The organism is Pseudomonas sp. FSL W5-0299 (genome assembly GCF_005930655.1).
Taxonomy (GTDB): domain Bacteria; phylum Pseudomonadota; class Gammaproteobacteria; order Pseudomonadales; family Pseudomonadaceae; genus Aquipseudomonas; species Aquipseudomonas mandelii.
This window is the reverse complement of the sequence record NZ_RXHX01000009.1, coordinates 184,396-207,321: the sequence shown is the minus strand read 5'-3', so window position 1 is coordinate 207,321 and position 22,926 is coordinate 184,396. Positions and strand designations below refer to the sequence as shown.

Genomic DNA, 22,926 nt, shown 5'->3' with positions numbered 1-22,926 from the left:
CCTCCCTTACATTCCGTGAATTGGGGTTGGACCGAGCTTGCCGGGCCTTTACTGCAAAGAATAGTCCCCAAGGAAAATCGCAGGCACAAAAAAGCCGCTCGTAAGCGGCTTTTTCGCTGAAGATGCTGGCGTGTTACAGGCCGGACATTTCTTTGATGGCGCCCTTCAGCTCGTCGTCGGAGCAGTCGGCGCAGGTGCCTTTAGGCGGCATCGCATTGATACCGGTAATGGCTTTGGCCAGGATGCCGTCTAGGCCGCCCTGGTGATCGGCGCGCTCTTTCCAGGCAGCCTTGTCGCCGATTTTCGGCGCACCCAGCAGGCCGGTTCCGTGGCAAGCATTGCAATGTTTTGCAATCACATCTTTAGGCGTCTTGGCACCGCCACCGCCAGTAGCAGCAGCAACTTCCATCCCCTTGCACTCTTGACCCTGGACGCAAACCTGGCCGACTGGCTCAAGGCGTTTAGCAATATCGTCGTTGGTCGCTGCTTGTGCGCTGACTGCCCATAGGGCCAATACGGTTGCTGGTACGGCCAGCATTTTCATAATTAGATTCACGCGTTCACCCTCAATGGTGGCTAGTCACGCCTACGGCCACGGTTCGCAGGCGGGCGCAAGTATAACGGTAACCCCGTCACACTGAAACAACCCCAAAGTCGAAGGGGTCTTGTTGCGCAATGGAAAAACGGTTCGGGTGCCTCCGCCATGCTGGCAGGACGCCTCTTCTCTTAGAAATTCGCGGGCGTGGCTGCGCTGATTAGCCGCGCCGGCGCATCGAACGGATTACGGAAACGGTGTGGCTTGGTACTTTCAAAGTAGTAGCTATCCCCCGCTTCGAGCACAAAAGTTTCGAGGCCTACCACCAGTTCCAGTCGGCCTTCCACCAAAATGCCGGTTTCCTCGCCCTCATGGGTGAGCATCTCGTCACCGGTGTCGGCGCCAGGCGGGTAGATTTCATTGAGGAAGGCGATAGCCCGGCTCGGATGCGCCCGACCGACCAGTTTCATGGTCACTGCACCATCGGAAATATCGATCAGCTCGTTGGCCTTGTAGACGATCTGCGTCGGTTTTTCCTGCAGGATTTCTTCGGAAAAGAACTCGACCATGGACATGGGAATCCCGCCCAGTACCTTCCTCAGCGAACTGATCGAGGGGCTGACGCTGTTCTTCTCGATCATGGAAATCGTGCTGTTGGTGACGCCCGCGCGCTTGGCGAGCTCACGCTGGGAAAGACCTTTGAGCTTACGGATGGATTGCAGTCGTTCACCGACGTCCAAGCTTGCGCCTCCAAGATTCAGGTTGTAGAAATATTGAGCGTTATCATGGCGACAGCGTTCAGTATTTACAACACTTTGGCCTGAATCCTGTTCAGCGAAGCGACTTCCGGTACGGACTGCTGACCGCTAACCCTCGGAATAGAGCTTTGGCACCCGGCGCAGGTTGCAGAAGATCTGATAGGGAATCGTGTCAGCGGCGGCGGCCACGTCGCTGGCGAGGATGTTTTTACCCCACAACTCAACGGTCGAACCCAGGCCGGCCTGCGGCACATCGGTCAGATCGATGCAGAGCATGTCCATCGACACCCGGCCAATCAACTGGCTGCGCTGCCCGGCGACCAATACTGGCGTGCCGGTCGGTGCCTGACGCGGGTAACCATCGGCATAACCCATGGCCACCACCCCGACGCGCATGGGCTTGGGGGTGATGAATTTGGCGCCATAACCGATCGGCTCGCCGGCCGGCAGTTCACGCACGCAGATCACTTTCGATTCCAGGGTCATCACCGGCTGCAAACGGGAGGCCACGGCGTTGGCTTCTTCAAACGGCGTGGCGCCGTAGAGCATGATGCCCGGGCGAACCCAATCGCTCGGAATCTGCGGCCAACCGAGTACCGCCGGCGAGTTGCGCAAGCTGATCTCGGCCGACAAACCTTTACGTGCCGCTTCAAACACAGCGACCTGCTCGGCGCTGGCCTGCTCGTGCAGCTCATCGGCGCGGGCGAAGTGGCTCATCAAGACAATCTTCGCCACCTTGCCGCTGGCCAGCAGCCGTTGATACGCCGCGTGATAATCCTTTGGATGCAAGCCAACCCGGTGCATACCCGAATCGAGCTTGAGCCAGACCGTGATGGGTTTGCTCAACGCGGCGTTCTCGATGGCTTCGAGCTGCCACAACGAATGCACCACGCACCAGAAATCATGCTCGACGATCAGCGACAGCTCATCGGCTTCGAAAAAACCTTCCAGCAACAACACCGGCGCCCGAATGCCAGCCGCGCGCAACTCCAACGCTTCTTCGATACAAGCCACGGCAAATCCGTCCGCCTCGGCTTCCAGCGCCTGGGCGCAACGCACCGCGCCATGGCCGTAGGCATCCGCCTTGATCACGGCGAGGGCCTTGGCCCCCGTGATTTCACGGGCGATCCGGTAGTTGTGACGCAGGGCTTGAAGGTCGATCAGGGCACGGGCTGGACGCATGGCGGCAGACTTCTAGGCGGTCATGGGAATAAAAACCGGCGCTGGCTGACGGCGTGAACCGCCAACAGCACCGGAAGAGGGATCTTTCTAACGTCCTGACAGGCTTACGGCAGAGCGGCGACGACCGACAGCTCGATCAGGATTTGCGGTTCGCACAGCTTCGACTCAACGGTCGCACGGGCCGGGGCGACGCCTTTTGGCAGCCACTTGTCCCACACCGCGTTCATGCCTTCGAAATGCGCGTCGATATCTTTCAGGTAAATCGTGACCGAGAGCAAACGGCTCTTGTCGGTGCCTGCCAGATCGAGCAAACGCTCGATATTGGCGAGGGTTTCACGGGTCTGCTGTTCAATCCCGGCATTCATGTCGTCGCCGACCTGCCCTGCCAGATAGACGGTGCCGCTGTGGACAACGATCTGGCTCATGCGCTCATTGGTGAGCTGGCGCTGGATTGACATGTTTTGCGGACTCCTGAAGTTTTGTGCCGTAACGGGAAATATCGAGGCCTTCGGCGCTGATCTGCGGCGTTTTCTTCGCCATCAGGTCAGCCAGCAAACGGCCGGAGCCGCACGCCATGGTCCAGCCGAGCGTGCCGTGACCGGTGTTCAGGAACAGGTTGCTGAACGGAGTGGCACCAACGATTGGCGTGCCGTCCGGGGTGGTCGGACGCAGACCGGTCCAGAAACTCGCCTGGGCCAGATCGCCGCCCTGAGGATAAAGGTCGTTGACGATCATCTCCAGGGTTTCGCGCCGACGCGGGTTCAGCGACAGGTCAAAACCGGCTATTTCAGCCATACCACCGACACGGATGCGGTTGTCGAAACGGGTGATCGCGACCTTGTAGGTCTCGTCGAGAATGGTCGAGGTCGGAGCCATCGCCGGGTTGGTGATCGGCACGGTCAGGGAGTAACCCTTGAGCGGATACACCGGGGCCTTGATGCCCAGTGGCTTGAGGAGTTGCGGCGAGTAGCTGCCGAGTGCCAGCACGTAGCGATCCGCGGTTTCCAGCTTGCCGTCGATCCATACGCCGTTGATGCGATCACCGGCGAAGTCGAGCTTCTGAATGTCCTGGCCGAAACGGAATTCCACGCCCAATTTGACGGCCATTTCGGCCAGGCGAGTGGTGAACATCTGGCAGTCGCCAGTCTGGTCGTTCGGCAGGCGCAAGGCACCGGCGAGGATATCAGTGACGCTGGCCAGGGCCGGCTCAACGCGGGCAATGCCAGCGCGGTCGAGCAGTTCGAACGGCACGCCGGACTCTTTCAGAACAGAGATGTCTTTCGCCGCGCCGTCCAGTTGAGCCTGGGTGCGGAACAGTTGGGTCGTCCCGAGGCTGCGGCCTTCATAGGCTATGCCGGTTTCAGCGCGCAGTTCGTCGAGGCAGTCACGGCTGTACTCGGACAGGCGCACCATCCGCTCCTTGTTCACCGCGTAACGGCTGGCGGTGCAGTTGCGCAGCATCTGCGCCATCCACAGGTATTGGTCGATGTCGGCGGTGGCCTTGATCGCCAGCGGTGCGTGGCGCTGCAACAGCCACTTGATGGCCTTGAGCGGCACGCCCGGCGCGGCCCACGGCGAGGCATAACCCGGCGATACCTGCCCGGCGTTGGCGAAACTGGTCTCCATGGCAGCGGCCGGCTGACGGTCCACCACCACCACTTCGAACCCGGCACGCGCCAGATAATAAGCACTGGTGGTACCGATGACGCCGCTACCCAAGACCATAACGCGCATTTTCATATCCCTCATCGCGGCTTGCCGCTGACGTTCGTAGTTGTAGAGCATTGATGTGCGCAGTGTAAAAAAGATTAGGCAGTGCTTTTCACTACATAACTGCCTATATTTGGCGAGAATTCTCGGCAAAAACCCTTTTCACGGAGGCGCATCCCCTATGCGTACCAACACTCAGACCAAACGTGAGCTGGACAAGATCGACCGCAACATCCTGCGGATCCTGCAAGCGGACGGACGCATCTCCTTCACCGAGCTTGGGGAAAAGGTCGGGCTCTCGACCACTCCGTGTACCGAGCGGGTCCGGCGCCTGGAGCGCGAAGGGATCATCATGGGCTACAACGCCCGGCTCAATCCGCAGCACCTCAAGGGTAGTCTTCTGGTGTTCGTCGAGATCAGCCTCGACTACAAATCCGGCGACACTTTCGAAGAGTTCCGACGTGCGGTGCTGAAACTGCCCCATGTGCTGGAGTGCCATTTGGTGTCGGGGGATTTCGACTACCTGGTGAAGGCGCGGATTTCCGAGATGGCTTCCTACCGCAAGCTGCTGGGCGACATCCTGCTCAAGCTGCCGCATGTGCGCGAATCCAAGAGCTATATCGTGATGGAAGAGGTGAAAGAGAGTTTGTGCCTGCCGATTCCGGATTGAGACTTTGTGGTGTCTGTTCAGACCCCATCGCTAGCAGGCTCGCTCCCACCGCTGATCTTCAGCGGGTACACAGTCTGTGCATGACGCAGATCCAGTGTGGGAGCTAGCCTGCTAGCGATTACGGGCGACTCGGTCTTCCCTCAGACAAGGACCTGCCGGGTCGACGCCATGTACTCATGAATCTGCTTCTCCACCCGCGGATGAATCAGCTCCACGGGCCCCCGCCCATTCGGGCACGGCAAGGTCTTGGTGGTCCCAAACAACCGGCAGATCAGCGGCCGCTCGTCATACACCGTGCAGCCATTGGGGCCCAGGTGCACGCAGTTGAGTTCATCCATCGCCGCATCCTGCTCGGCCCGGGTCTTGCGCGGCAGGCGGGACATTTCTTCCGGCGAGGTGGTCACCGGTCCACAGCAGTCATGGCAGCCGGGCACGCACTCGAACGAGGGAATCTGCTGGCGAAGCGTGCGGATTTTCTGGCTGTTGCAGCTCATCGAAGCGGTGACCCAAAGCGGAATAGACCGGGATTCTGACGCAAAAGCCGCGATCCAGACAGCACGAACCGACCAATGTTGCCCGCGCCGGAACGTCCGGCTTATGCTCCGTCAAATTTTATAGACACACGAATCAGGGACGCTCACATGAATGCCCGTGCCCAGCACACTGCCTCTTACTACGCCGCCAGCAGCCTGCCGCAGCCCGATCATCCGGTGCTGCAAGGCGATCTGGTGGCGGACGTGTGCGTGGTCGGCGGCGGGTTTTCCGGGCTGAACACGGCGCTTGAGCTGGCCGAACGCGGCCTCAGCGTGATCTTGCTGGAAGCGCACAAGATCGGCTGGGGTGCCAGCGGACGCAATGGCGGGCAATTGATTCGCGGCGTCGGTCATGGCCTCGATCAGTTCACCGACGTGCTCGGTGCGCAAGGCGTGCGCCAGATGAAACTCATGGGCCTGGAAGCGGTGGAAATCGTCCGCCAGCGTGTCGAGCGTTTCCAGATTCCGTGCGACCTGACCTGGGGTTACTGCGACCTGGCGAACAAACCCCGCGACCTCGAGGGTTTCGCCGAAGATGCCGAAGAGCTGCGCAGCCTCGGCTACCGCTATGAAACCCGGCTGCTGCAAGCCAATGAAATGCACTCGGTGGTGGGTTCGGACCGCTACGTCGGCGGCTTGATCGACATGGGTTCGGGCCATCTTCACCCGCTTAACCTGGCACTGGGCGAAGCGGCCGCCGCACAGCAGCTGGGCGCAAAGCTGTTCGAACACTCGGCGGTGACCCGCATCGATTACGGCCCCGAAGTAAAGGTCCATACCGCCCAAGGCTCGGTCCGCGCCAAGACGCTGGTGCTGGGCTGCAACGCTTACCTCAACCAACTCAACCCGCAGCTCAGCGGTAAGGTGCTGCCCGCGGGCAGCTACATCATTGCCACCGAGCCGTTGAGTGAAGAGCTGGCGCACTCGCTCCTGCCGCAGAACATGGCGGTCTGCGATCAACGGGTGGCGCTGGATTACTACCGGCTTTCGGCGGATCGACGCTTGCTGTTTGGCGGTGCCTGCCATTATTCGGGCCGCGACCCGAAGGACATTGGCGCGTACATGCGGCCGAAGATGCTGGAAGTCTTCCCGCAACTGGGCGGGGTGAAGATCGACTATCAATGGGGCGGGATGATCGGCATCGGCGCCAACCGACTGCCGCAGATTGGCCAGCTCAAGGATCAGCCGAATGTGTATTACGCCCAGGCGTATTCCGGACATGGGGTGAATGCCACGCACCTGGCGGGCAAGTTGTTGGCCGAGGCGATCAGCGGGCAGCAAGGGGGCGGGTTTGATCTGTTCGCTCGCGTCCCGCATATCACCTTCCCCGGCGGGAAGCATTTACGCTCGCCGCTGTTGGCGCTGGGGATGTTGTGGCATCGGCTCAAAGAGTTGGTCTGAGGAAGTTGTAGCGTTTTTGCGGACGCCTTCGCGGGCAAGCCTCGCTCCTACAGGGTTAGTGTCGATCTTCCGACCGACGCATAACCTGTAGGAGCGAGGCTTGCCCGCGAAGAGGCCCTCCAGAACACCGCAAAACTCAGATCCGCCAGAAAGGCTTAAGCCCCTCCTCCCGCGCCTGCTCCCGACTCAACCCCACATCCCTGAGTTGCTCGGGCGTGAGCGTCAGCAACGCCTTGCGCGTGTGCAGACGATGCCAGAACAGACCCCAGCGACTCAGGCCGGACGGCGCATTGCGCATGACTGCCTCGCGCGCACCGTTTTTCTGCCCTGCCGCCAGTTCCTGACTGTGTAACGTCAGCCGCACATCGCTCAAGCCGTTCATTTTGATTGCTCCTGTTTACTTGGGTAGCCAGAGCTTTCATGATGCGCGGACGGCAAAAAGCATTACAGATTCAACGAGACTGTATTAACCCCATACAGATTCTTCGATTCAGCGTCTGAATCCGATAATTTAGCCCCATCTGTACTGGTTAACCGAATCACCCGCATCGAGACTGCGCCATGACCCTTTACGTCAACCTCGCCGAATTGCTCGGCACCCGTATCGAACAGGGCTTCTATCGCCCCGGTGACCGGCTGCCATCGGTGCGGGCGTTGAGTGTCGAGCACGGGGTCAGCCTGAGCACGGTGCAGCAGGCCTATCGCGTGCTGGAAGACAGCGGGCTGGCGACACCCAAACCCAAGTCCGGCTACTTCGTACCGGTGGGCCGCGAATTGCCGGAGCTGCCGGCCATCGGCCGTCCGGCCCAGCGTCCGGTGGATATTTCGCAGTGGGATCAGGTGCTGGAATTGATCCGCGCCGTCCCGCGCAAGGACGTCGTGCAACTGGGCCGCGGCATGCCGGACATCACCACGCCGACCATGAAACCGTTGCTGCGCAACCTGGCGCGCATCAGCCGTCGCCAGGACATGCCCGGTCTGTATTACGACAACATCTACGGCACCCTCGAACTGCGCGAACAGATTGCTCGCCTGATGCTCGATTCCGGGTGCCAATTGACCGCCCACGACCTGGTGGTGACCACCGGCTGCCATGAAGCGCTGTCCACCAGCATTCGTGCGATTTGCGAGCCGGGGGACATTGTGGCGGTGGACTCGCCCAGCTTTCACGGCGCCATGCAGACCCTCAAGGGCCTGGGCATGAAAGCCCTGGAAATCCCCACCGACCCGATCACCGGGATCAGCCTCGATGCGCTCGAACTGGCGTTGGAGCAATGGCCGATCAAGGCCATACAGTTGACGCCCAACTGCAACAACCCGCTGGGCTACATCATGCCGGAATCGCGCAAACGCGCCTTGTTGACGCTCGCACAGCGTTTCGACGTAGCGATTATCGAAGACGATGTGTATGGCGAACTTTCCTACAGCTACCCGCGTCCACGCACGATCAAATCCTTCGACGAAGACGGCCGCGTGTTGCTGTGCAGTTCCTTTTCCAAAACCCTGGCACCCGGGCTGCGCATTGGCTGGGTCGCGCCCGGACGCTATCTGGAACGGGTGCTGCACATGAAATACATCAGCACCGGCTCTACCGCGCCGCAACCGCAGATTGCGATTGCCGAATTTCTCAAGGCCGGGCATTTCGAACCGCATTTGCGGCGGATGCGCACGCAATACCAACGCAGTCGCGACCTGATGATCGACTGGGTCACGCGCTATTTCCCCGCCGGCACCCGCGCCAGTCGCCCGCAAGGCAGCTTCATGTTGTGGGTTGAGCTGCCGGACGGCTTTGACACCCTGAAACTGAATCGCGCCCTGCATGATCAAGGCGTACAGATTGCCGTCGGCAGCATCTTTTCCGCCTCGGGCAAGTACCGCAACTGCCTGCGGATGAACTACGCTGCCAAGCCAACACCGCTGATCGAAGAAGCCGTGCGCAAGGTCGGCGCCGCAGCGATCAAACTGCTGGCAGAAACGGACCACATCACCGACTGACCTTTCTCAGGAATCCAGCGTCCATATACCGACCTTTGCCGCCAATCGGAACGTTCCTACGTGAGAGTCAGACAGCCCCTACTTGCTCTTCTGCTACTCGCCTCGTTTCTGGGCGGTTGCGCCAGCTTCGACGTTCAACGCGAACCGAGCCAGGCTTTACCCGCCAGCGATTCGGCGTTCGGTCGCTCGATCCAGGCCCAGGCCGCGCCCCACGAGGGCAGGTCCGGCTTTCGCTTGCTGTCCAACAGCAGCGAAGCCTTCATGGCCCGTGCCGAGCTGATCCGCAATGCCCAAAGCAGCCTCGACTTGCAGTACTACATCGTGCATGACGGCATCAGCACGCGGATGCTGGCGGACGAATTACTCAAGGCTGCGGATCGCGGCGTGCGGGTGAGAATCCTGCTCGATGACACCACCAGCGACGGCCTGGACTGGATCATCGCGACCCTCGCTGCGCACCCGCAGATCCAGATCCGCCTGTTCAACCCGCTGCACCTGGGCCGCGCCACGGGCGTGACGCGCACCATGGGTCGCTTGTTCAACCTGTCGCTGCAACATCGGCGCATGCACAACAAGTTGTGGCTGGCGGACAACAGTGCGGCCATCGTCGGCGGCCGTAACCTGGGAGACGAATACTTCGATGCCGAGCCCAACCTGAATTTCACCGACATCGACATGCTCGGCGTCGGACCGGTGGCGGAACAGCTTGGCCACAGCTTCGACCAGTACTGGAACAGCGCGCTGAGCAAACCGATCGACGAGTTCCTGTCGAGCAGACCGACGCAAAAGGACCTGCAAAATACCCGCACGCGCCTGGAAGAATCCCTGGAAGAGACCCGCAAGCAGAATCATGCGCTCTATCAGCAGTTGATGACTTACACCACAAAGCCACGCATGGACATCTGGCGCCGGGAGCTGATCTGGGCCTGGAACCAGGCGCTGTGGGATGCACCGAGCAAGGTCTTGTCGGACGGCGAGCCTGACCCCCATTTGTTGCTGACCACGCAACTGGCGCCGGAGCTTACGGGCGTCAGCAAAGAACTGATCATGATCTCGGCTTACTTCGTACCGGGGCAGCCGGGGTTGGTCTACCTCACCGGCCGGGCCGACGCCGGGGTGTCGGTGAGTTTGTTGACCAACTCGCTGGAAGCCACGGACGTGCCGGCCGTGCACGGCGGTTACGCACCTTATCGCAGGGCGCTGCTGGAACATGGCGTGAAGCTGTACGAACTGCGCCGCCAGCCCGGCGAAGGCGGCGGCAGCGGGCCGCATATTTTCTACAGCAAGTCCTTCCGGGGTTCCGATTCCAGCCTGCACAGCAAGGCGATGATCTTCGACCAGCAGAAATCCTTCATCGGCTCATTCAACTTCGATCCACGCTCGGTGCTGTGGAACACCGAAGTCGGCGTGCTGGTGGACAGCCCCGAACTCGCCGCGCATGTGCGTAGAGCGGCCATGGAGGGTATGGCGCCGCCCTTGAGCTATCAGGTGAAACTGGAGAATGACCGGATCGTCTGGGTGACGGAGGATGACGGCAAAATGCACACGCTGACCAAGGAGCCAGGGAGTCTATGGCGCCGCTTCAATTCCTGGTTCAGCACGGCGGTCGGCCTTGAGCGGATGTTGTAGCGTTGCTTCCATCAATCAAATGTGGCGAGGGAGCTTGCTCCCGCTGGGTCGCGAAGCGGCCCTAAACCAGAAGCCCCCGTTCATTCAGACTGAACGAGGGCTCCGATAGGCGACTGCTGCGCAGTCGAGCGGGAGCAAGCTCCCTCGCCACACGCTTGTGCAGGGTTTCAGGCCGGTTCGGCAACTCCACCGAAAGCGCCTTGGCGTGACAGTAAGATCACCAACCCGAACGCCCCCGCGGCCATGAACAGCGGCAACGCATGCCCGCTGATCCATTGGCTGCCGGCACCGGCCGCCAAAGGCCCGATCAGGCAACCGATGCCCCACAGCTGCGCAATGTGCGCGTTGGCTCGCACCAGTGCATCGTCGCGATAGCGTTCGCCGATCAGGATCAGCGACAAGGTGAACAATCCTCCGGCACTGGCGCCAAACAGCACCCACAACGGCCAGATCAGCAAGGTGTCGATGAGCAAGGGGATCGCCAGACTCGAAAGCAGCAACACCACCGCGCAACCGGTGAACAAAGTGCGGCGTGACAAGCGATCCGCCAGCGCGCCGATCGGCAATTGCAGCAGGGCATCACCCACCACCACGGTGCTGACCATCGCCAAGGCGATTTCCGTGGTGAAACCCTGACGCAGGCAATACACCGGCAACAAGGTCAGGATCATCGCTTCAAACGCCGCGAACAGCGACACCGCCCAGGCGATCGCCGGCAAGCCACGGCAGAAGCCCCACAAGTCGCCAAACGTCACGCTGGCAGCCTCACTGGACGGTGCGCCGCTGCGGCCCAGCAACAGGAGCGGCGCCGCTATGAGCAAGCCGACGCCGACCCAGAAGCCGTAATCGTGTTCGGTGCCCAGAACGCCCAGCAGCAACGGCCCGGCCAGCTGACTCAGCGCGTAGCTGCTGCCGTACAGCGCCACCAATCGTCCGCGCCATTGTTCGATCACCAGTTGGTTGATCCAGCTTTCGCCGAGGATGAAGACCAGGGTCAGGATCACCCCGATCATCAGGCGCATCACCAGCCAGACCGGATAGCTCGGCAACAGCGCCAGCAAGCCGATGGACACCGCCCCGGCCCACAGGCACAGACGCATGAGGTTGGCCGTGCCCAGACGCGAGGCCAGATGACTGGAAATCTTCGCCCCCAGCAGCACGCCAATGGCCGGCATCGCCGCCATCACACCGATGGCGAACGAGCCGTAGCCCCAGCTTTCCAGGCGAAACGACACCAGCGGCATGCTGACCCCCAGGGCCAGGCCAACACTCAAGACAGACGCCAACACGGCGAAATAAGTCGCCCAACGCATGTTCCACGCTCCTGTGGATATTTTTGGCACCGCACAAAACAATGTGGGAGCGAGCCTGCTCGCGATAACGGAACAACATTCAACATTGGATGTTGACTGTCACACCGCCATCGCGAGCAGGCTCGCCCCCACAGGGGATCTTCGTTGCGTGGTGCTTACAACTTGATCCAGGTCGCCTTCAGCTCGGTGTATTTGTCGAACGCGTGCAGCGACTTGTCGCGGCCATTGCCCGATTGCTTGAAGCCGCCAAACGGTGCGGTCATGTCGCCGCCGTCGTATTGGTTGACCCACACGCTACCGGCACGCAGCGCACGAGCGGTCAGGTGCGCCTTGGAAATGTCCTTGGTCCACACCGCAGCAGCCAGGCCGTAAGGCGTGTCGTTGGCAATCGCGATGGCTTCCTCGGCGGTGTCGAACGCGATCACCGACAACACCGGGCCAAAGATTTCTTCCTGAGCGATTTTCATCGCATTGTTTACGCCGTCGAAAATCGTCGGCTCAACGTAAGTGCCACCGCTTTCCTGAAGCGTGCGCTTGCCGCCAGCCACCAGTTTGGCGCCGTCGGCGTGGCCGGATTCGATGTAGGACAGCACGGTATTCATCTGCTGGGTGTCCACCAGCGCGCCGACGTTGGTCGCCGGGTCCAGTGGGTTGCCCGGCTTCCAGGTTTTCAGTGCTTCGATCACCAGCGGCAGGAAGGTGTCCTTGATCGAGCGTTCGACCAGCAGACGCGAACCAGCAGTGCAGACTTCGCCCTGGTTGAAGGCAATGGCACCGGCCGCCGCTTCAGCTGCGGCTTGCAGGTCCGGGGCATCGGCAAACACGATGTTCGGGCTCTTGCCGCCCGCTTCGAGCCAGACGCGCTTCATGTTCGATTCGCCGGAGTAGATCAGCAATTGCTTGGCGATCTTGGTCGAACCAGTGAACACCAGCGTATCCACGTCATTGTGCAGGGCCAAGGCCTTGCCGACGGTGTGACCGTAACCCGGCAAAACGTTAAGCACGCCTTTCGGAATGCCGGCTTCGACGGCCAGCGCAGCAATGCGAATGGCGGTCAGCGGGGATTTTTCCGATGGCTTGAGGATCACCGAGTTACCGGTGGACAGCGCCGGCCCGAGTTTCCAGCAGGCCATCATCAACGGGAAGTTCCACGGCACGATGGCGCCAACCACGCCGACCGGTTCGCGAGTCACCAGACCCAGCTGATCGTGCGGGGTGGCGGCGACTTCGTCGTAGATCTTGTCGATGGCTTCACCGCTCCAGCTCAGGGCTTGCGCCGCGCCGGGAACGTCGATGTACAGGGAATCGCTGATCGGCTTGCCCATGTCCAGGGTTTCAAGCAGCGCCAGCTCTTCGGCGTGCTGTTTGAGCAGGCCGGCGAAACGGATCATGGTGGCTTTGCGCTTGGTCGGTGCCAGGCGCGACCAGACGCCGGAATTGAAGGTGGCGCGGGCATTTTCAACGGCGCGCTGGGCGTCGGCGGCGTCACAGCTGGCAATCTTGCCCAGCAGACGGCCATCGACCGGGCTGATGCACTCGAAGGTCTCGCTGGAGACGGCATCGGTGTATTCGCCATTGATGTAGGCACGGCCTTCGATCTTCAGATCGCGAGCCCGTTGTTCCCAATCGGCACGAGTCAGGGTGGTCATACGAGTGTCCTCCTCTTGTTGAATACGAGCGCCCAACGATCGTCGCGGACGCTGTCAGGAATTCTGCCCAGCCAGCCTGATTTTTCGGCCCAAGGCAACCGCCACCCTAAACCAGCGACAGGTGAAGTTTCAATATATTTGACATAAGGCCGGCAAACGGCCTTGCGATGTTCATTTTAATAAACATAGACTTTGGGCTTTCCAACCAACCGCGCCGCAATCACGGGGGATAACAACAATGAGCATCCAGGACATCGTCGACTTCAGCCAGGCCACCACCCAACCCGATCGCTATCGGCCGGACCCGGCAAAAGTCCTCAAGGGCGACCCCGAGCAAGCGGTCTACAACCACTACAACAGCCCTTGCGGCCAGTTGAATGCGGGCGTGTGGGAAGGCGCTGTTGGCCAGTGGCATGTGAACTTCACCGAGCATGAGTACTGCGAAATCATTCAGGGCGTTTCAGTGCTGCGTGACAACGACGGCAACAGCAAGACCGTGCGTGCGGGTGATCGCTTCGTGATCCCGGCCGGGTTCAGGGGCACCTGGGAAGTGCTGGAGCCGTGCCGCAAGATTTATGTGGCGTTTGAACAGAAGGCCTGAGGATTTGTATTAGCCGGGCCGGCCTCTTCGCAGGCAACCCATAACCTGCAGGCAACAAAAAAGGCCCGTATCTCGCGATACGGGCCTTTTTTGTAAGAGGGAAAAATCAATTACTTGATTTTGCCTTCTTTGTACATCACGTGCTTGCGAACGCGCGGATCGAACATGCGCTTTTCGAGCTTGTCCGGAGTAGTACGCTTGTTCTTGTCGGTAGTGTAGAAGTGACCAGTACCGGCGCTAGAAATCATTCGAATCAATTCACGCATGATTAGCTCCCTTAGATCTTGCCAGCTTTGCGGATTTCGGCCAGCACGACAGTGATGCCACGCTTGTCGATAATACGCATGCCTTTGGCAGATACGCGCAGACGCACGAAACGTTTCTCTTCTTCAACCCAGAAGCGGTGATGCTGCAGGTTCGGCAGGAAACGACGACGGGTTTTGTTGTTTGCGTGGGAAATGTTATTCCCAGTCACCGGACCCTTACCGGTAACTTGACATACTCTCGACATGCCTCAGCCCTCTAAAACCACATGCCCAACCCGGCATGGGTTGGCCGCTTAATCTCTCAGTCATTTGGCGCCAGGCGCCGCGTTTCTTTAGAGGTCTTACCGGCTACACCTACAGTGAAGGAACCGGGCCCCTAGAAAAGAGCGCTGCTTTATACCAGAAAGACTGGAGAGCAACAACATTCCGTGTGCGCGGACTTTATAAATTCCCCATTTTTCGGGCGCCGAGCGCCTTGGATAAAGGCTGTGGCCGATTAAGACCGCTCGTCGCAGAGAATCGGTCAACCGACCGATTTCGGGTTTTCCTCGGCCCGCATCACCGAAAACAAGCGCACATACTCTCCTTAAAATGAAAAAGGAGATAGTCATTTGCAAAAGAGCCCACTAGGGTAAGCCTTTTCCAGACTGCACTTGCAGATGGGCCTTCGATCTGTAAAGGAATCCGACCATGCGCCTCGCTGCCCTACCGCTGTTGTTCGCCCCGCTCCTGCTGAGCCCGCTGGCCCATGCCGCCGCCCTGAGCGTCTGCACCGAGGCGAGTCCGGAAGGGTTCGACGTGGTGCAATACAACTCGCTGACCACCACCAACGCGTCCGCCGATGTGCTGATGAACCGTCTGGTGGACTTCGACACCGCCAGCGGTAAAGTGGTCGCCAGCCTCGCGGACAGCTGGGAAGTCAGCCCCGACGGCCTGACCTACGTGTTCAAGTTGCACCCACAGGTGAAATTCCACCGCACCGAGTACTTCAGCCCGACACGCGAGCTGACCGCCGAAGACGTCAAATTCAGCTTCGACCGCATGCTCGACCCGGCGCACCCTTGGCACAAGGTCGCCCAGAGCGGCTTCCCGCACGCCCAATCGATGCAGTTGCCGGCGCTGATCAAGAAGATCGATGCACTGGACCCGCTGACCGTACGCTTCACCCTCGATCACCCGGACTCAACCTTCCTCGCGACCCTGAGTATGGGCTTCGCCTCGATCTATTCCGCGGAATACGCCGACAAACTGCTGAAGGCCGGCACGCCCGAGAAGCTCAACAGCCAGCCGATCGGCAGCGGCCCGTTCGTGTTCACGCGCTTCCAGAAAGATGCCTCGATTCGCTACAAGGCCAACCCGGACTACTTCCGTGGCAAGCCTTCGGTGGACCCGCTGATCTTCGCCATCACCCCGGACGCCAATGTGCGTTTGCAGAAATTGCGTCGCAACGAGTGCCAGATCGCCCTGTCGCCCAAGCCTCTGGACGTACAGGCCGCGCTGAAAGAACCGACACTGAAAGTGGAAAAGACTGACGCCTTCATGACTGCGTTCGTCGGCATCAACAGCCAACATCCGCCGCTGGACAAACCTGAAGTGCGCCAGGCGATCAACCTCGCCTTCGACAAGGCCAACTATGTCAAAGCCGTGTTCGAAGACACTGCCGAGCCTGCCAACGGCCCGTACCCGCCGAACACCTGGAGCTACGCCAAAGGCCTGCCCGGTTATCCGCATGACGTCGAGAAGGCCAAGACATTGATGGCCAAGGCCGGACTCAAGGACGGCTTCCAGACCACCATCTGGACCCGACCTTCCGGCAGTCTGCTGAACCCGAACCCGAGCCTGAGCGCTCAAATGCTGCAATCGGACCTTGCGGAAATCGGCATCCAGGCCGAAATACGGGTGATCGAATGGGGCGAGCTGATTCGCCGCGCCAAAGCCGGCGAGCACGACCTGCTGTTCATGGGTTGGGCTGGCGACAACGGTGACCCGGACAACTTCCTCACGCCGCAGTTTTCCTGCGCCGCGGTCAAATCCGGCACTAACTTCGCCCGCTACTGCAACCAGGACCTGGACAAACTGATCAGCGCCGGCAAGACCACCGGCGAGCAAGGTGTGCGTACCAAGCTTTACGAACAGGCCCAGGCGCAGATCCAGCAGCAGGCGCTTTGGCTGCCGTTGGCCCACCCGACGGCGTTCGCGTTGACGCGCAAGAACGTCGAGGGTTACTCGGTCAGCCCGTTTGGTCGCCAGGATTACTCCAAGGTCAACCTCAAGTAACGCTCGGAAACGCTGCGCGAATGCTTCTCTGTGGCGAGGGAGCTTGCTCCCGCCGGGCTGCGCAGCGGCCCTGAAGATCCTGTGAGCGCTGCGCACTCAAGCGGGAGCAAGCTCCCTCGCCACAGAAGCCCGTCCCCAAGCCCTACATCCACCCATACTCGGCCATTGAAAGCGGCTCGCCGTCACCAATGATGAAATGGTCAAGCACTCGCACATCAATCAATTCCAGCGCCTCTTGCAAGCGTTTGGTCAGCGTGCGGTCGGCCTGGCTGGGATCGGAATTGCCCGACGGATGGTTGTGGCAAAGGATCAATGCGGCGGCGTTATGAGCCAATGCGCGCTTGACCACCTGTCGCGGGTACACGCTGGTGTTGTCGATGGAGCCGCGAAACAGCACCTCAAACGCCAGCACCCGGTGTTTTGAATCCAGGAACAGGCTACCGAAGACCTCATGCGGCTCGTGGCGCAGCATCGACTTGAGGTAGTCGCGCACCGCCAGGGGGCTTTCCATCACTGAATCACGTCGTAACCGCTCTGCCAGATGCCGGCGGGCCATTTCCAGCACCGCCTGCAACTGCGCAAACTTTGCCGGCCCAAGGCCGAGCTCACCACTGAAGGTCCGAAGGTCGGCTTCGAGCAAAGTGCGCAGGCTGCCAAATTGCTGCAACAGGTGTCGCGCCAAATCCACCGCGCTTTTGCCGGACACACCGGTCCGTAAAAAAATCGCCAGCAGCTCTGCGTCCGAGAGACTCGCCGATCCCTGCTCCAGTAACTTCTCCCGCGGCCGCTCCGCCGCCGGCCAATCACGAATACTCATAGCACCTTCCCTGTCTGTGGGCGCCGCTGTTCCATAGCGGTCGCTGTGATATCGTAGCCCATCTTTTTTGCTGGCGATTTCATCCCTGGGGAGGGGGTCTCGCCATGCTGTCATCAACGAAATAAAAGGCAGACCTATGCAGCGGCTGTATCGGAAACGCATCGTTCTGGGCGTCGGCGGCGGTATTGCTGCCTACAAGAGCGCCGACCTGGTTCGCCGCCTGATCGACCAGGGTGCCGAAGTGCGCGTGGTCATGACCCGTGGCGGCAGCGAGTTCATCACTCCGCTGACCATGCAGGCCTTGTCCGGGCACCCGGTTCATCTCGACTTGCTGGACCCCGCGGCAGAAGCTGCCATGGGCCACATCGAGCTGGCTAAGTGGGCCGATATGGTGCTGATCGCCCCTGCTACGGCGGACCTGATCGCCCGTCTGGCCCAAGGCATTGCTGACGATCTGCTGACCACGCTGGTGCTGGCCACCGATGCGGTGGTCGCCGTCGCCCCGGCGATGAACCAGGCCATGTGGCGCGACCCGGCAACCCAGGCCAACCTGCAAACCCTCGAAAGCCGCGACATCAAAGCCTTCGGGCCAGCCTCCGGTAGCCAGGCGTGCGGCGACGTCGGCCTGGGCCGCATGCTCGAAGCCGTCGAACTCGCCCAATGCGCGGCGGACTGCTTCAAGCGCCAGGCATTGACCGGCAAACACGTGCTGATCACCGCCGGCCCGACTCAGGAAAACATCGACCCGGTGCGCTACATCACCAACCACAGCTCCGGAAAAATGGGCTTTGCCCTGGCCGAAGCCGCGGTGGAAGCCGGCGCCCGCGTCACGCTGATCACCGGCCCGGTGCACCTGCCGACTCCGGATCGTGTCACCCGCATCGACGTGGTCAGCGCTCGCGACATGCTCGCCGCCTGCGAAGCCGCGATCCCTTGCGACCTGTTTATCGCCTCGGCAGCGGTCGCGGACTACCGTCCTGAAGTCGTCGCCCCACAGAAACTCAAGAAAGACCCTACGAACGGCGACGGCTTGTTGCTACAGATGGTGCGCAACCCGGACATCCTGGCCACCATCGCCACCCGCCCCGACCGTCCGTTCAGTGTCGGCTTCGCTGCCGAAACCGAACACCTGCTCGATTACGCTGCCCGCAAGCTGAAAGACAAGAACCTCGATTTGATCGTCGCCAACGACGTCGCCAACCCGAGCATTGGCTTCAACAGCGAAGAAAACGCTTGCAGCGTGATCGATCGTGAACTGCACGCCACACTTTTCGCCCAGACCAGCAAGAGCAAAATTGCTCGCCAGCTGATCACTTTTATCGCCGAACGTCTGAACCAGGTTTAATTTACATGCACGCTTTGCAAGCCAAGATCCTCGACCCCCGCATCGGTACCGAATTCCCGCTGCCGCAGTACGCCACGCCTGGCTCCGCCGGCCTCGACCTGCGCGCCATGCTGGAAAAAGACACCGTCATCAAGCCGGGCGAAACCCTGCTGATCCCGACCGGCCTGTCCGTCTACATTGGCGATCCGGGTTTGGCTGCGCTGATTCTGCCGCGCTCCGGCCTGGGCCATAAACATGGCATCGTGCTGGGCAATCTGGTCGGTTTGATCGACTCCGATTACCAGGGCCCGCTGATGGTTTCGTGCTGGAACCGTGGCCAGACCGACTTCAACATGGTGGTCGGTGAGCGCCTGGCTCAATTGGTTCTGGTGCCGGTGGTTCAAGCGCACTTCGAGATGGTCGAAGAGTTTGTTGAAACCGAGCGTGGTGCCGGTGGTTTCGGGCATTCCGGCAGCCATTGATCCGATAAAGCATCCTGTGGCGAGGGAGCTTGCTCCCGCTGGGCTGCGAAGCGGCCCCAAGATTTTGTGAGTGCCGCGCACCCAAGCGCAAGCAAGCCTCCTCGCCACAATTCGCACAACGTTCATCTGGAAGGTTTACCGCCCAAAATCAAGGCATTGACCGATCATTACCCCGCAAACGCAGGTGGCATGGCCTTTTCGCACCACGAACTCTCAGTGGAAAACGCCGTCATACCCTTCAGTTTGAGCCCGCCGACGAGATTTTCGCGGACAGGTCCAGTCACTTTCGAGATGGAGCATTCCCACAGATGAGCACCCCAGCCACAGTCGCACCCAAGTTCCCGGACAGCATCTTCCGCGCCTACGACATTCGCGGCACGGTCCCGGAATTCCTGAACGCTGAGACCGCTTACTGGCTCGGCCGCGCCATCGGTGCCCAGAGCCTGGCCCAGGGCGAACCGAACGTTTCCGTTGGCCGCGACGGCCGCCTGTCCGGCCCTGAACTGGTCGAACAACTGATCAAGGGCCTGGCCGACAGCGGTTGCCACGTCAGCGACGTGGGCCTGGTGCCAACCCCGGCGCTGTACTACGCCGCCAACGTACTGGCCGGCAAATCCGGCGTCATGCTGACCGGCAGCCACAACCCGTCGAACTACAACGGGTTCAAGATCGTGATCGCGGGCGACACCCTGGCCAACGAACAGATCCAGGCCCTGCACGACCGCCTCAAGACCAACAACTTGAGCAGCGGCAAGGGCAGCGTCACCCAGGTCGAGATCCTCGACCGCTACAACACCGAAATCGTCCAGGACATCAAACTGGCTCGTCGCCTGAAAGTCGTGGTCGACTGCGGCAACGGCGCGGCCGGCGTGATCGCTCCGCAATTGATCGAAGCGTTGAACTGCGAAGTCATCCCGCTGTTCTGCGAGGTCGACGGTAACTTCCCGAACCACCATCCGGACCCGGGCAAGCCTGAAAACCTCGTTGACCTGATCGCCAAGGTCAAGGAAACCAACGCCGATATCGGCCTGGCCTTCGACGGCGATGGCGACCGCGTCGGTGTGGTGACCAACACCGGCAGTATCGTTTACCCGGACCGTCTGCTGATGCTGTTCGCCCGCGACGTACTGGCGCGCAACGCGGACGCGGAGATCATCTTCGACGTCAAATGCACCCGCCGCCTGACACCGCTGATCAAGGAATACGGTGGCCGTCCGCTCATGTGGAAGACCGGTCACTCGTTGATCAAAAAGAAAATGAAACAAACCGGCGCCCTGTTGGCCGGCGAGATGAGCGGGCATATCTTCTTCAAGGAGCGCTGGTTCGGTTTTGACGACGGCATTTACAGCGCCGCGCGTCTGCTGGAGATCCTCAGCAAGGAAAAATCCACCGCGGAAGAGCTGTTTGCGACCTTCCCGAACGATATTTCTACGCCGGAAATCAATATCCATGTGACCGAAGAGAGCAAATTCAGCATCATTGATGCATTGCACGACGCGAAGTGGGGCGAAGGCGCCGACCTGACCACCATTGACGGCGTGCGAGTCGACTACGCCAAAGGCTGGGGCCTGGTGCGCGCGTCCAACACCACACCGGTGCTGGTGCTGCGCTTCGAGGCCGATGACGAGGCTGAATTGCAGCGCATCAAGGACGTGTTCAAAGTCCAGCTGAAGCGTGTTGCACCTGATCTCCAATTACCGTTTTGATCTTCTGAAGCACCCGGAGCCCTGAATGACCCTCGAACGCGAAGCCGCCGCCAACACCGCCAAGGTCCTTTCCGAAGCGTTGCCTTACATTCGCCGCTATGTCGGCAAGACGCTGGTGATCAAATACGGCGGCAACGCGATGGAAAGCGAGGAGCTGAAAACCGGCTTCGCCCGCGACATCGTGTTGATGAAAGCCGTCGGTATCAACCCGGTGGTGGTTCACGGCGGCGGCCCGCAAATCGGCGACCTGCTCAAGCGCCTGTCGATCGAGAGCCACTTCATCGATGGCATGCGCGTGACTGACGCGCAGACCATGGACGTGGTGGAAATGGTCCTCGGCGGCCAGGTCAACAAGGACATCGTCAACCTGATCAACCGTCATGGCGGCAGCGCCATCGGCCTGACCGGTAAAGACGCCGAGCTGATCCGTGCGAAGAAGCTCACCGTGACCCGCCAGACGCCGGAGATGACCCAGCCGGAAATCATCGACATCGGCCAGGTAGGCGAAGTGGTCGGGATCAACACCGACTTGCTGAACCTGCTGGTCAAAGGTGATTTCATCCCGGTCATCGCGCCAATCGGCGTCGGTGCCAACGGCGAGTCGTACAACATCAACGCTGACCTGGTGGCCGGCAAAGTCGCCGAAGCACTGAAGGCTGAAAAGCTGATGCTGCTGACCAACATCGCCGGCTTGATGGACAAGTCGGGCACGGTCCTCACCGGCCTGACCACCCAGCAAGTCGACGAGCTGATCGCCGACGGCACGATCTACGGCGGCATGCTGCCGAAGATCCGTTGCGCGCTGGAAGCGGTTCAGGGCGGCGTGGGCAGCTCGTTGATCATCGATGGTCGGGTGCCGAATGCGATTCTGCTTGAGATCTTCACCGATACCGGTGTGGGTACGTTGATCAGCAATCGCAAGCGTCACTGATTCAAGCACGGCAACAGATCGCAGCCTTCGCCGGCACCTACGGATGTACGAATATTCTGTAGGAGCTGACGAAGCCTGCGATCTTTTTTATGCGCGCCGGAAACGTCCGACCTGACTTAGCGAAACGTCCGACATCCTGCCCGCATCAGTCCGCCTAGGATCTTCCCTGTATCCACAGGAGAATGACCTCATGCAAAAAGATTACGTTCCATATGGCAGCGACGTTGCAGCAGGCACCTTTGAGTGCGTGGACTGCGGGCATCGGTATTCGAATCAGGCAAAAACCTCGATTCCGCCGTGCCCTCAGCGCCAGAAATCAGTGCACCTGCTTAATGGCTGGAAAGTTCTGACCGGCCAGGGCGACGCGGTGAAAGATCCGTATCCAAACAGATAAGCACAGCAGTTCTTTTCCCGATAAAAAAAGGCCCTGTTCTCACAGGGCCTTTTCTTTAGACGCCGAACTGAGCCCTATAGGCTTCAACGGCTGGCAAATGCTGCTTGAGCTGCGGATCATCCGCCAGGAATTCCAGCACCTGGTTCAGCGACACAATGCTGATCACCGGAATGCCGAAATCACGCTCCACTTCCTGGATCGCCGACAACTCGCCGTTGCCACGCTCCTGACGGTTCAGGGCGATGAGCACGCCCTTGGCCTTGGCGCCGTCCTGGGAAGCGATGATCTGCATCACTTCGCGGATCGCGGTGCCGGCGGTGATCACGTCGTCGATGATCAGCACATCGCCGGTCAACGGCGCGCCAACGAGACTGCCGCCTTCACCGTGGGCCTTGGCCTCTTTGCGGTTGAAGCACCATGGCAAATCACGGCCATGATGTTCGGCAAGCGCCACCGCAGTGGTCGCCGCCAGCGGGATGCCTTTGTACGCCGGGCCAAACAATACATCGAACGAAATACCGCTCTCGACGATGGCTGCCGCGTAGAAACGACCCAGCTGCGCAAGAGCCGAACCGGTATTGAACAGGCCGGCATTGAAGAAGTAAGGACTGGTGCGCCCGGACTTCAGGGTGAACTCGCCGAAGCGCAAAACGCCGCGATCGATGGCAAAACGAATGAAATCGCGCTGATACGCTTGCATGAAAAAAACCCCAAATACCACGGATTTAGCTAATTAGGTTGACGCCGTGTATC

23 protein-coding genes and 1 pseudogene are annotated in these 22,926 nt (G+C 60.3%); 11 read left to right on the top strand and 13 right to left on the bottom strand.

All coding sequences use genetic code 11. The annotated features are described in order from the left end of the window. Positions 1–133 precede the first annotated feature (133 nt). The 5 genes from FHL16_RS14520 to dadA all read right to left on the bottom strand — a co-directional run bounded on the left by FHL16_RS14520 (position 134) and on the right by dadA (position 4,209). Positions 134–544: a c-type cytochrome gene (locus FHL16_RS14520; RefSeq protein WP_077748586.1), complete on the bottom strand. Its 411-nt coding sequence runs from the start codon at positions 542–544 to the stop codon at positions 134–136. Between the two features lie 182 nt (positions 545–726). Continuing rightward, positions 727–1,275, bottom strand: coding sequence for a cupin domain-containing protein (locus FHL16_RS14515; RefSeq protein ID WP_007947433.1), 549 nt, complete (start codon positions 1,273–1,275; stop codon positions 727–729). Between the two features lie 126 nt (positions 1,276–1,401). Further along, the gene (alr, locus tag FHL16_RS14510) at positions 1,402–2,475 is read right to left on the bottom strand and encodes an alanine racemase (protein WP_077748585.1); all 1,074 of its coding nucleotides are present in this window, start codon (positions 2,473–2,475) and stop codon (positions 1,402–1,404) included. Between the two features lie 104 nt (positions 2,476–2,579). Then, positions 2,580–2,933, bottom strand: coding sequence for a RidA family protein (locus FHL16_RS14505; RefSeq protein WP_010465169.1), 354 nt, complete (start codon positions 2,931–2,933; stop codon positions 2,580–2,582). Next, complete coding sequence (gene dadA / locus FHL16_RS14500) at positions 2,905–4,209, bottom strand: D-amino acid dehydrogenase (RefSeq protein WP_077748598.1); 1,305 nt, start codon at positions 4,207–4,209, stop codon at positions 2,905–2,907. The genes FHL16_RS14505 and dadA overlap by 29 nt, the downstream gene beginning before the upstream one ends. A gap of 157 nt (positions 4,210–4,366) precedes the next feature. Here dadA and FHL16_RS14495 point away from each other — a divergent pair, with 157 nt between their 5' ends. Beyond that, the gene (locus tag FHL16_RS14495) at positions 4,367–4,855 is read left to right on the top strand and encodes an Lrp/AsnC ligand binding domain-containing protein (RefSeq protein WP_010465173.1); all 489 of its coding nucleotides are present in this window, start codon (positions 4,367–4,369) and stop codon (positions 4,853–4,855) included. Between the two features lie 140 nt (positions 4,856–4,995). On the opposite strand, the gene FHL16_RS14490 is transcribed toward FHL16_RS14495, so the two are convergent. After that, on the bottom strand, positions 4,996–5,349 hold the full coding sequence (locus FHL16_RS14490; RefSeq protein WP_007947437.1) for a YkgJ family cysteine cluster protein: 354 nt from the start codon (positions 5,347–5,349) through the stop codon (positions 4,996–4,998). Positions 5,350–5,496: 147 nt separating this feature from the next. Between FHL16_RS14490 and FHL16_RS14485 the strand changes: the two genes are divergently transcribed. Beyond that, positions 5,497–6,789 (top strand): NAD(P)/FAD-dependent oxidoreductase, encoded by a 1,293-nt coding sequence (locus FHL16_RS14485; protein ID WP_077748584.1) that lies wholly within the window; start codon positions 5,497–5,499, stop codon positions 6,787–6,789. 136 nt (positions 6,790–6,925) lie between these two features. On the opposite strand, the gene FHL16_RS14480 is transcribed toward FHL16_RS14485, so the two are convergent. Beyond that, positions 6,926–7,171, bottom strand: a complete 246-nt coding sequence (locus FHL16_RS14480; RefSeq protein ID WP_010465178.1) for a DUF1127 domain-containing protein — start codon at positions 7,169–7,171, stop codon at positions 6,926–6,928. 179 nt (positions 7,172–7,350) lie between these two features. On the opposite strand from FHL16_RS14480, the gene FHL16_RS14475 reads away from it, so the two are divergent. Both FHL16_RS14475 and FHL16_RS14470 read left to right on the top strand, forming a co-directional pair. Then, complete coding sequence (locus FHL16_RS14475) at positions 7,351–8,784, top strand: aminotransferase-like domain-containing protein (RefSeq protein WP_010465180.1); 1,434 nt, start codon at positions 7,351–7,353, stop codon at positions 8,782–8,784. 60 nt (positions 8,785–8,844) lie between these two features. Continuing rightward, on the top strand, positions 8,845–10,413 hold the full coding sequence (locus tag FHL16_RS14470) for a phospholipase D family protein (RefSeq protein ID WP_042932478.1): 1,569 nt from the start codon (positions 8,845–8,847) through the stop codon (positions 10,411–10,413). Between the two features lie 167 nt (positions 10,414–10,580). Here the strand turns inward: FHL16_RS14470 and FHL16_RS14465 are convergent, their stop codons facing one another. Together FHL16_RS14465 and FHL16_RS14460 are read right to left on the bottom strand one after the other, a co-directional pair. Beyond that, positions 10,581–11,726: an MFS transporter gene (locus FHL16_RS14465; RefSeq protein WP_010465183.1), complete on the bottom strand. Its 1,146-nt coding sequence runs from the start codon at positions 11,724–11,726 to the stop codon at positions 10,581–10,583. Between the two features lie 155 nt (positions 11,727–11,881). After that, positions 11,882–13,375, bottom strand: coding sequence for an aldehyde dehydrogenase (locus FHL16_RS14460; protein WP_077748583.1), 1,494 nt, complete (start codon positions 13,373–13,375; stop codon positions 11,882–11,884). A gap of 238 nt (positions 13,376–13,613) precedes the next feature. On the opposite strand from FHL16_RS14460, the gene FHL16_RS14455 reads away from it, so the two are divergent. Beyond that, on the top strand, positions 13,614–13,976 hold the full coding sequence (locus FHL16_RS14455; RefSeq protein WP_010465187.1) for a cupin domain-containing protein: 363 nt from the start codon (positions 13,614–13,616) through the stop codon (positions 13,974–13,976). A 110-nt stretch (positions 13,977–14,086) separates the two neighbouring features. On the opposite strand, the gene rpmG is transcribed toward FHL16_RS14455, so the two are convergent. Both rpmG and rpmB read right to left on the bottom strand, forming a co-directional pair. Then, complete coding sequence (gene rpmG / locus FHL16_RS14450; protein WP_008150173.1) at positions 14,087–14,242, bottom strand: 50S ribosomal protein L33; 156 nt, start codon at positions 14,240–14,242, stop codon at positions 14,087–14,089. Positions 14,243–14,253: 11 nt separating this feature from the next. Next, entirely contained in the window at positions 14,254–14,487 is a 234-nt protein-coding gene (gene rpmB, locus FHL16_RS14445) for a 50S ribosomal protein L28 (RefSeq protein ID WP_007894701.1), read from the bottom strand. Between the two features lie 445 nt (positions 14,488–14,932). Between rpmB and FHL16_RS14440 the strand changes: the two genes are divergently transcribed. After that, complete coding sequence (locus FHL16_RS14440) at positions 14,933–16,519, top strand: ABC transporter substrate-binding protein (protein WP_077748582.1); 1,587 nt, start codon at positions 14,933–14,935, stop codon at positions 16,517–16,519. Positions 16,520–16,661: 142 nt separating this feature from the next. On the opposite strand, the gene radC is transcribed toward FHL16_RS14440, so the two are convergent. Then, complete coding sequence (gene radC / locus FHL16_RS14435) at positions 16,662–17,336, bottom strand: RadC family protein (RefSeq protein ID WP_010465196.1); 675 nt, start codon at positions 17,334–17,336, stop codon at positions 16,662–16,664. Positions 17,337–17,472: 136 nt separating this feature from the next. Between radC and coaBC the strand changes: the two genes are divergently transcribed. From coaBC to FHL16_RS14405, 5 genes and pseudogenes are all read left to right on the top strand, one after another. Further along, positions 17,473–18,681: a bifunctional phosphopantothenoylcysteine decarboxylase/phosphopantothenate--cysteine ligase CoaBC gene (gene coaBC / locus FHL16_RS14430; protein ID WP_077748581.1), complete on the top strand. Its 1,209-nt coding sequence runs from the start codon at positions 17,473–17,475 to the stop codon at positions 18,679–18,681. 5 nt (positions 18,682–18,686) lie between these two features. After that, positions 18,687–19,142 (top strand): dUTP diphosphatase, encoded by a 456-nt coding sequence (gene dut, locus FHL16_RS14425; RefSeq protein WP_010465200.1) that lies wholly within the window; start codon positions 18,687–18,689, stop codon positions 19,140–19,142. 302 nt (positions 19,143–19,444) lie between these two features. Continuing rightward, a pseudogene (locus FHL16_RS14415) lies at positions 19,445–20,848 on the top strand (phosphomannomutase/phosphoglucomutase); the annotation flags it as partial. Between the two features lie 25 nt (positions 20,849–20,873). Continuing rightward, a complete protein-coding gene (argB, locus tag FHL16_RS14410; protein WP_010465204.1) occupies positions 20,874–21,779 on the top strand; it encodes an acetylglutamate kinase in 906 nt (301 codons plus the stop codon). Between the two features lie 190 nt (positions 21,780–21,969). After that, entirely contained in the window at positions 21,970–22,173 is a 204-nt protein-coding gene (locus FHL16_RS14405) for a hypothetical protein (RefSeq protein WP_077748579.1), read from the top strand. A 55-nt stretch (positions 22,174–22,228) separates the two neighbouring features. On the opposite strand, the gene pyrE is transcribed toward FHL16_RS14405, so the two are convergent. Further along, positions 22,229–22,873 (bottom strand): orotate phosphoribosyltransferase, encoded by a 645-nt coding sequence (gene pyrE / locus FHL16_RS14400; protein ID WP_077748578.1) that lies wholly within the window; start codon positions 22,871–22,873, stop codon positions 22,229–22,231. Positions 22,874–22,926 lie beyond the last annotated feature (53 nt).

Excerpts from the sequence above, each read along its gene's own strand:
- FHL16_RS14520 (WP_077748586.1), bottom strand. The coding sequence starts at position 544 with ATGAAAATGCTGGCCGTACCAGCAACCGTATTGGCCCTATGGGCAGTC.
- alr (WP_077748585.1), bottom strand. The coding sequence starts at position 2,475 with ATGCGTCCAGCCCGTGCCCTGATCGACCTTCAAGCCCTGCGTCACAAC.
- FHL16_RS14505 (WP_010465169.1), bottom strand. The coding sequence starts at position 2,933 with ATGTCAATCCAGCGCCAGCTCACCAATGAGCGCATGAGCCAGATCGTT.
- dadA (WP_077748598.1), bottom strand. The coding sequence starts at position 4,209 with ATGCGCGTTATGGTCTTGGGTAGCGGCGTCATCGGTACCACCAGTGCT.
- FHL16_RS14495 (WP_010465173.1), top strand. The coding sequence starts at position 4,367 with ATGCGTACCAACACTCAGACCAAACGTGAGCTGGACAAGATCGACCGC.
- FHL16_RS14490 (WP_007947437.1), bottom strand. The coding sequence starts at position 5,349 with ATGAGCTGCAACAGCCAGAAAATCCGCACGCTTCGCCAGCAGATTCCC.
- FHL16_RS14485 (WP_077748584.1), top strand. The coding sequence starts at position 5,497 with ATGAATGCCCGTGCCCAGCACACTGCCTCTTACTACGCCGCCAGCAGC.
- FHL16_RS14480 (WP_010465178.1), bottom strand. The coding sequence starts at position 7,171 with ATGAACGGCTTGAGCGATGTGCGGCTGACGTTACACAGTCAGGAACTG.
- FHL16_RS14475 (WP_010465180.1), top strand. The coding sequence starts at position 7,351 with ATGACCCTTTACGTCAACCTCGCCGAATTGCTCGGCACCCGTATCGAA.
- FHL16_RS14465 (WP_010465183.1), bottom strand. The coding sequence starts at position 11,726 with ATGCGTTGGGCGACTTATTTCGCCGTGTTGGCGTCTGTCTTGAGTGTT.
- FHL16_RS14460 (WP_077748583.1), bottom strand. The coding sequence starts at position 13,375 with ATGACCACCCTGACTCGTGCCGATTGGGAACAACGGGCTCGCGATCTG.
- FHL16_RS14455 (WP_010465187.1), top strand. The coding sequence starts at position 13,614 with ATGAGCATCCAGGACATCGTCGACTTCAGCCAGGCCACCACCCAACCC.
- rpmG (WP_008150173.1), bottom strand. The coding sequence starts at position 14,242 with ATGCGTGAATTGATTCGAATGATTTCTAGCGCCGGTACTGGTCACTTC.
- rpmB (WP_007894701.1), bottom strand. The coding sequence starts at position 14,487 with ATGTCGAGAGTATGTCAAGTTACCGGTAAGGGTCCGGTGACTGGGAAT.
- FHL16_RS14440 (WP_077748582.1), top strand. The coding sequence starts at position 14,933 with ATGCGCCTCGCTGCCCTACCGCTGTTGTTCGCCCCGCTCCTGCTGAGC.
- radC (WP_010465196.1), bottom strand. The coding sequence starts at position 17,336 with ATGAGTATTCGTGATTGGCCGGCGGCGGAGCGGCCGCGGGAGAAGTTA.
- coaBC (WP_077748581.1), top strand. The coding sequence starts at position 17,473 with ATGCAGCGGCTGTATCGGAAACGCATCGTTCTGGGCGTCGGCGGCGGT.
- dut (WP_010465200.1), top strand. The coding sequence starts at position 18,687 with ATGCACGCTTTGCAAGCCAAGATCCTCGACCCCCGCATCGGTACCGAA.
- argB (WP_010465204.1), top strand. The coding sequence starts at position 20,874 with ATGACCCTCGAACGCGAAGCCGCCGCCAACACCGCCAAGGTCCTTTCC.
- FHL16_RS14405 (WP_077748579.1), top strand. The coding sequence starts at position 21,970 with ATGCAAAAAGATTACGTTCCATATGGCAGCGACGTTGCAGCAGGCACC.
- pyrE (WP_077748578.1), bottom strand. The coding sequence starts at position 22,873 with ATGCAAGCGTATCAGCGCGATTTCATTCGTTTTGCCATCGATCGCGGC.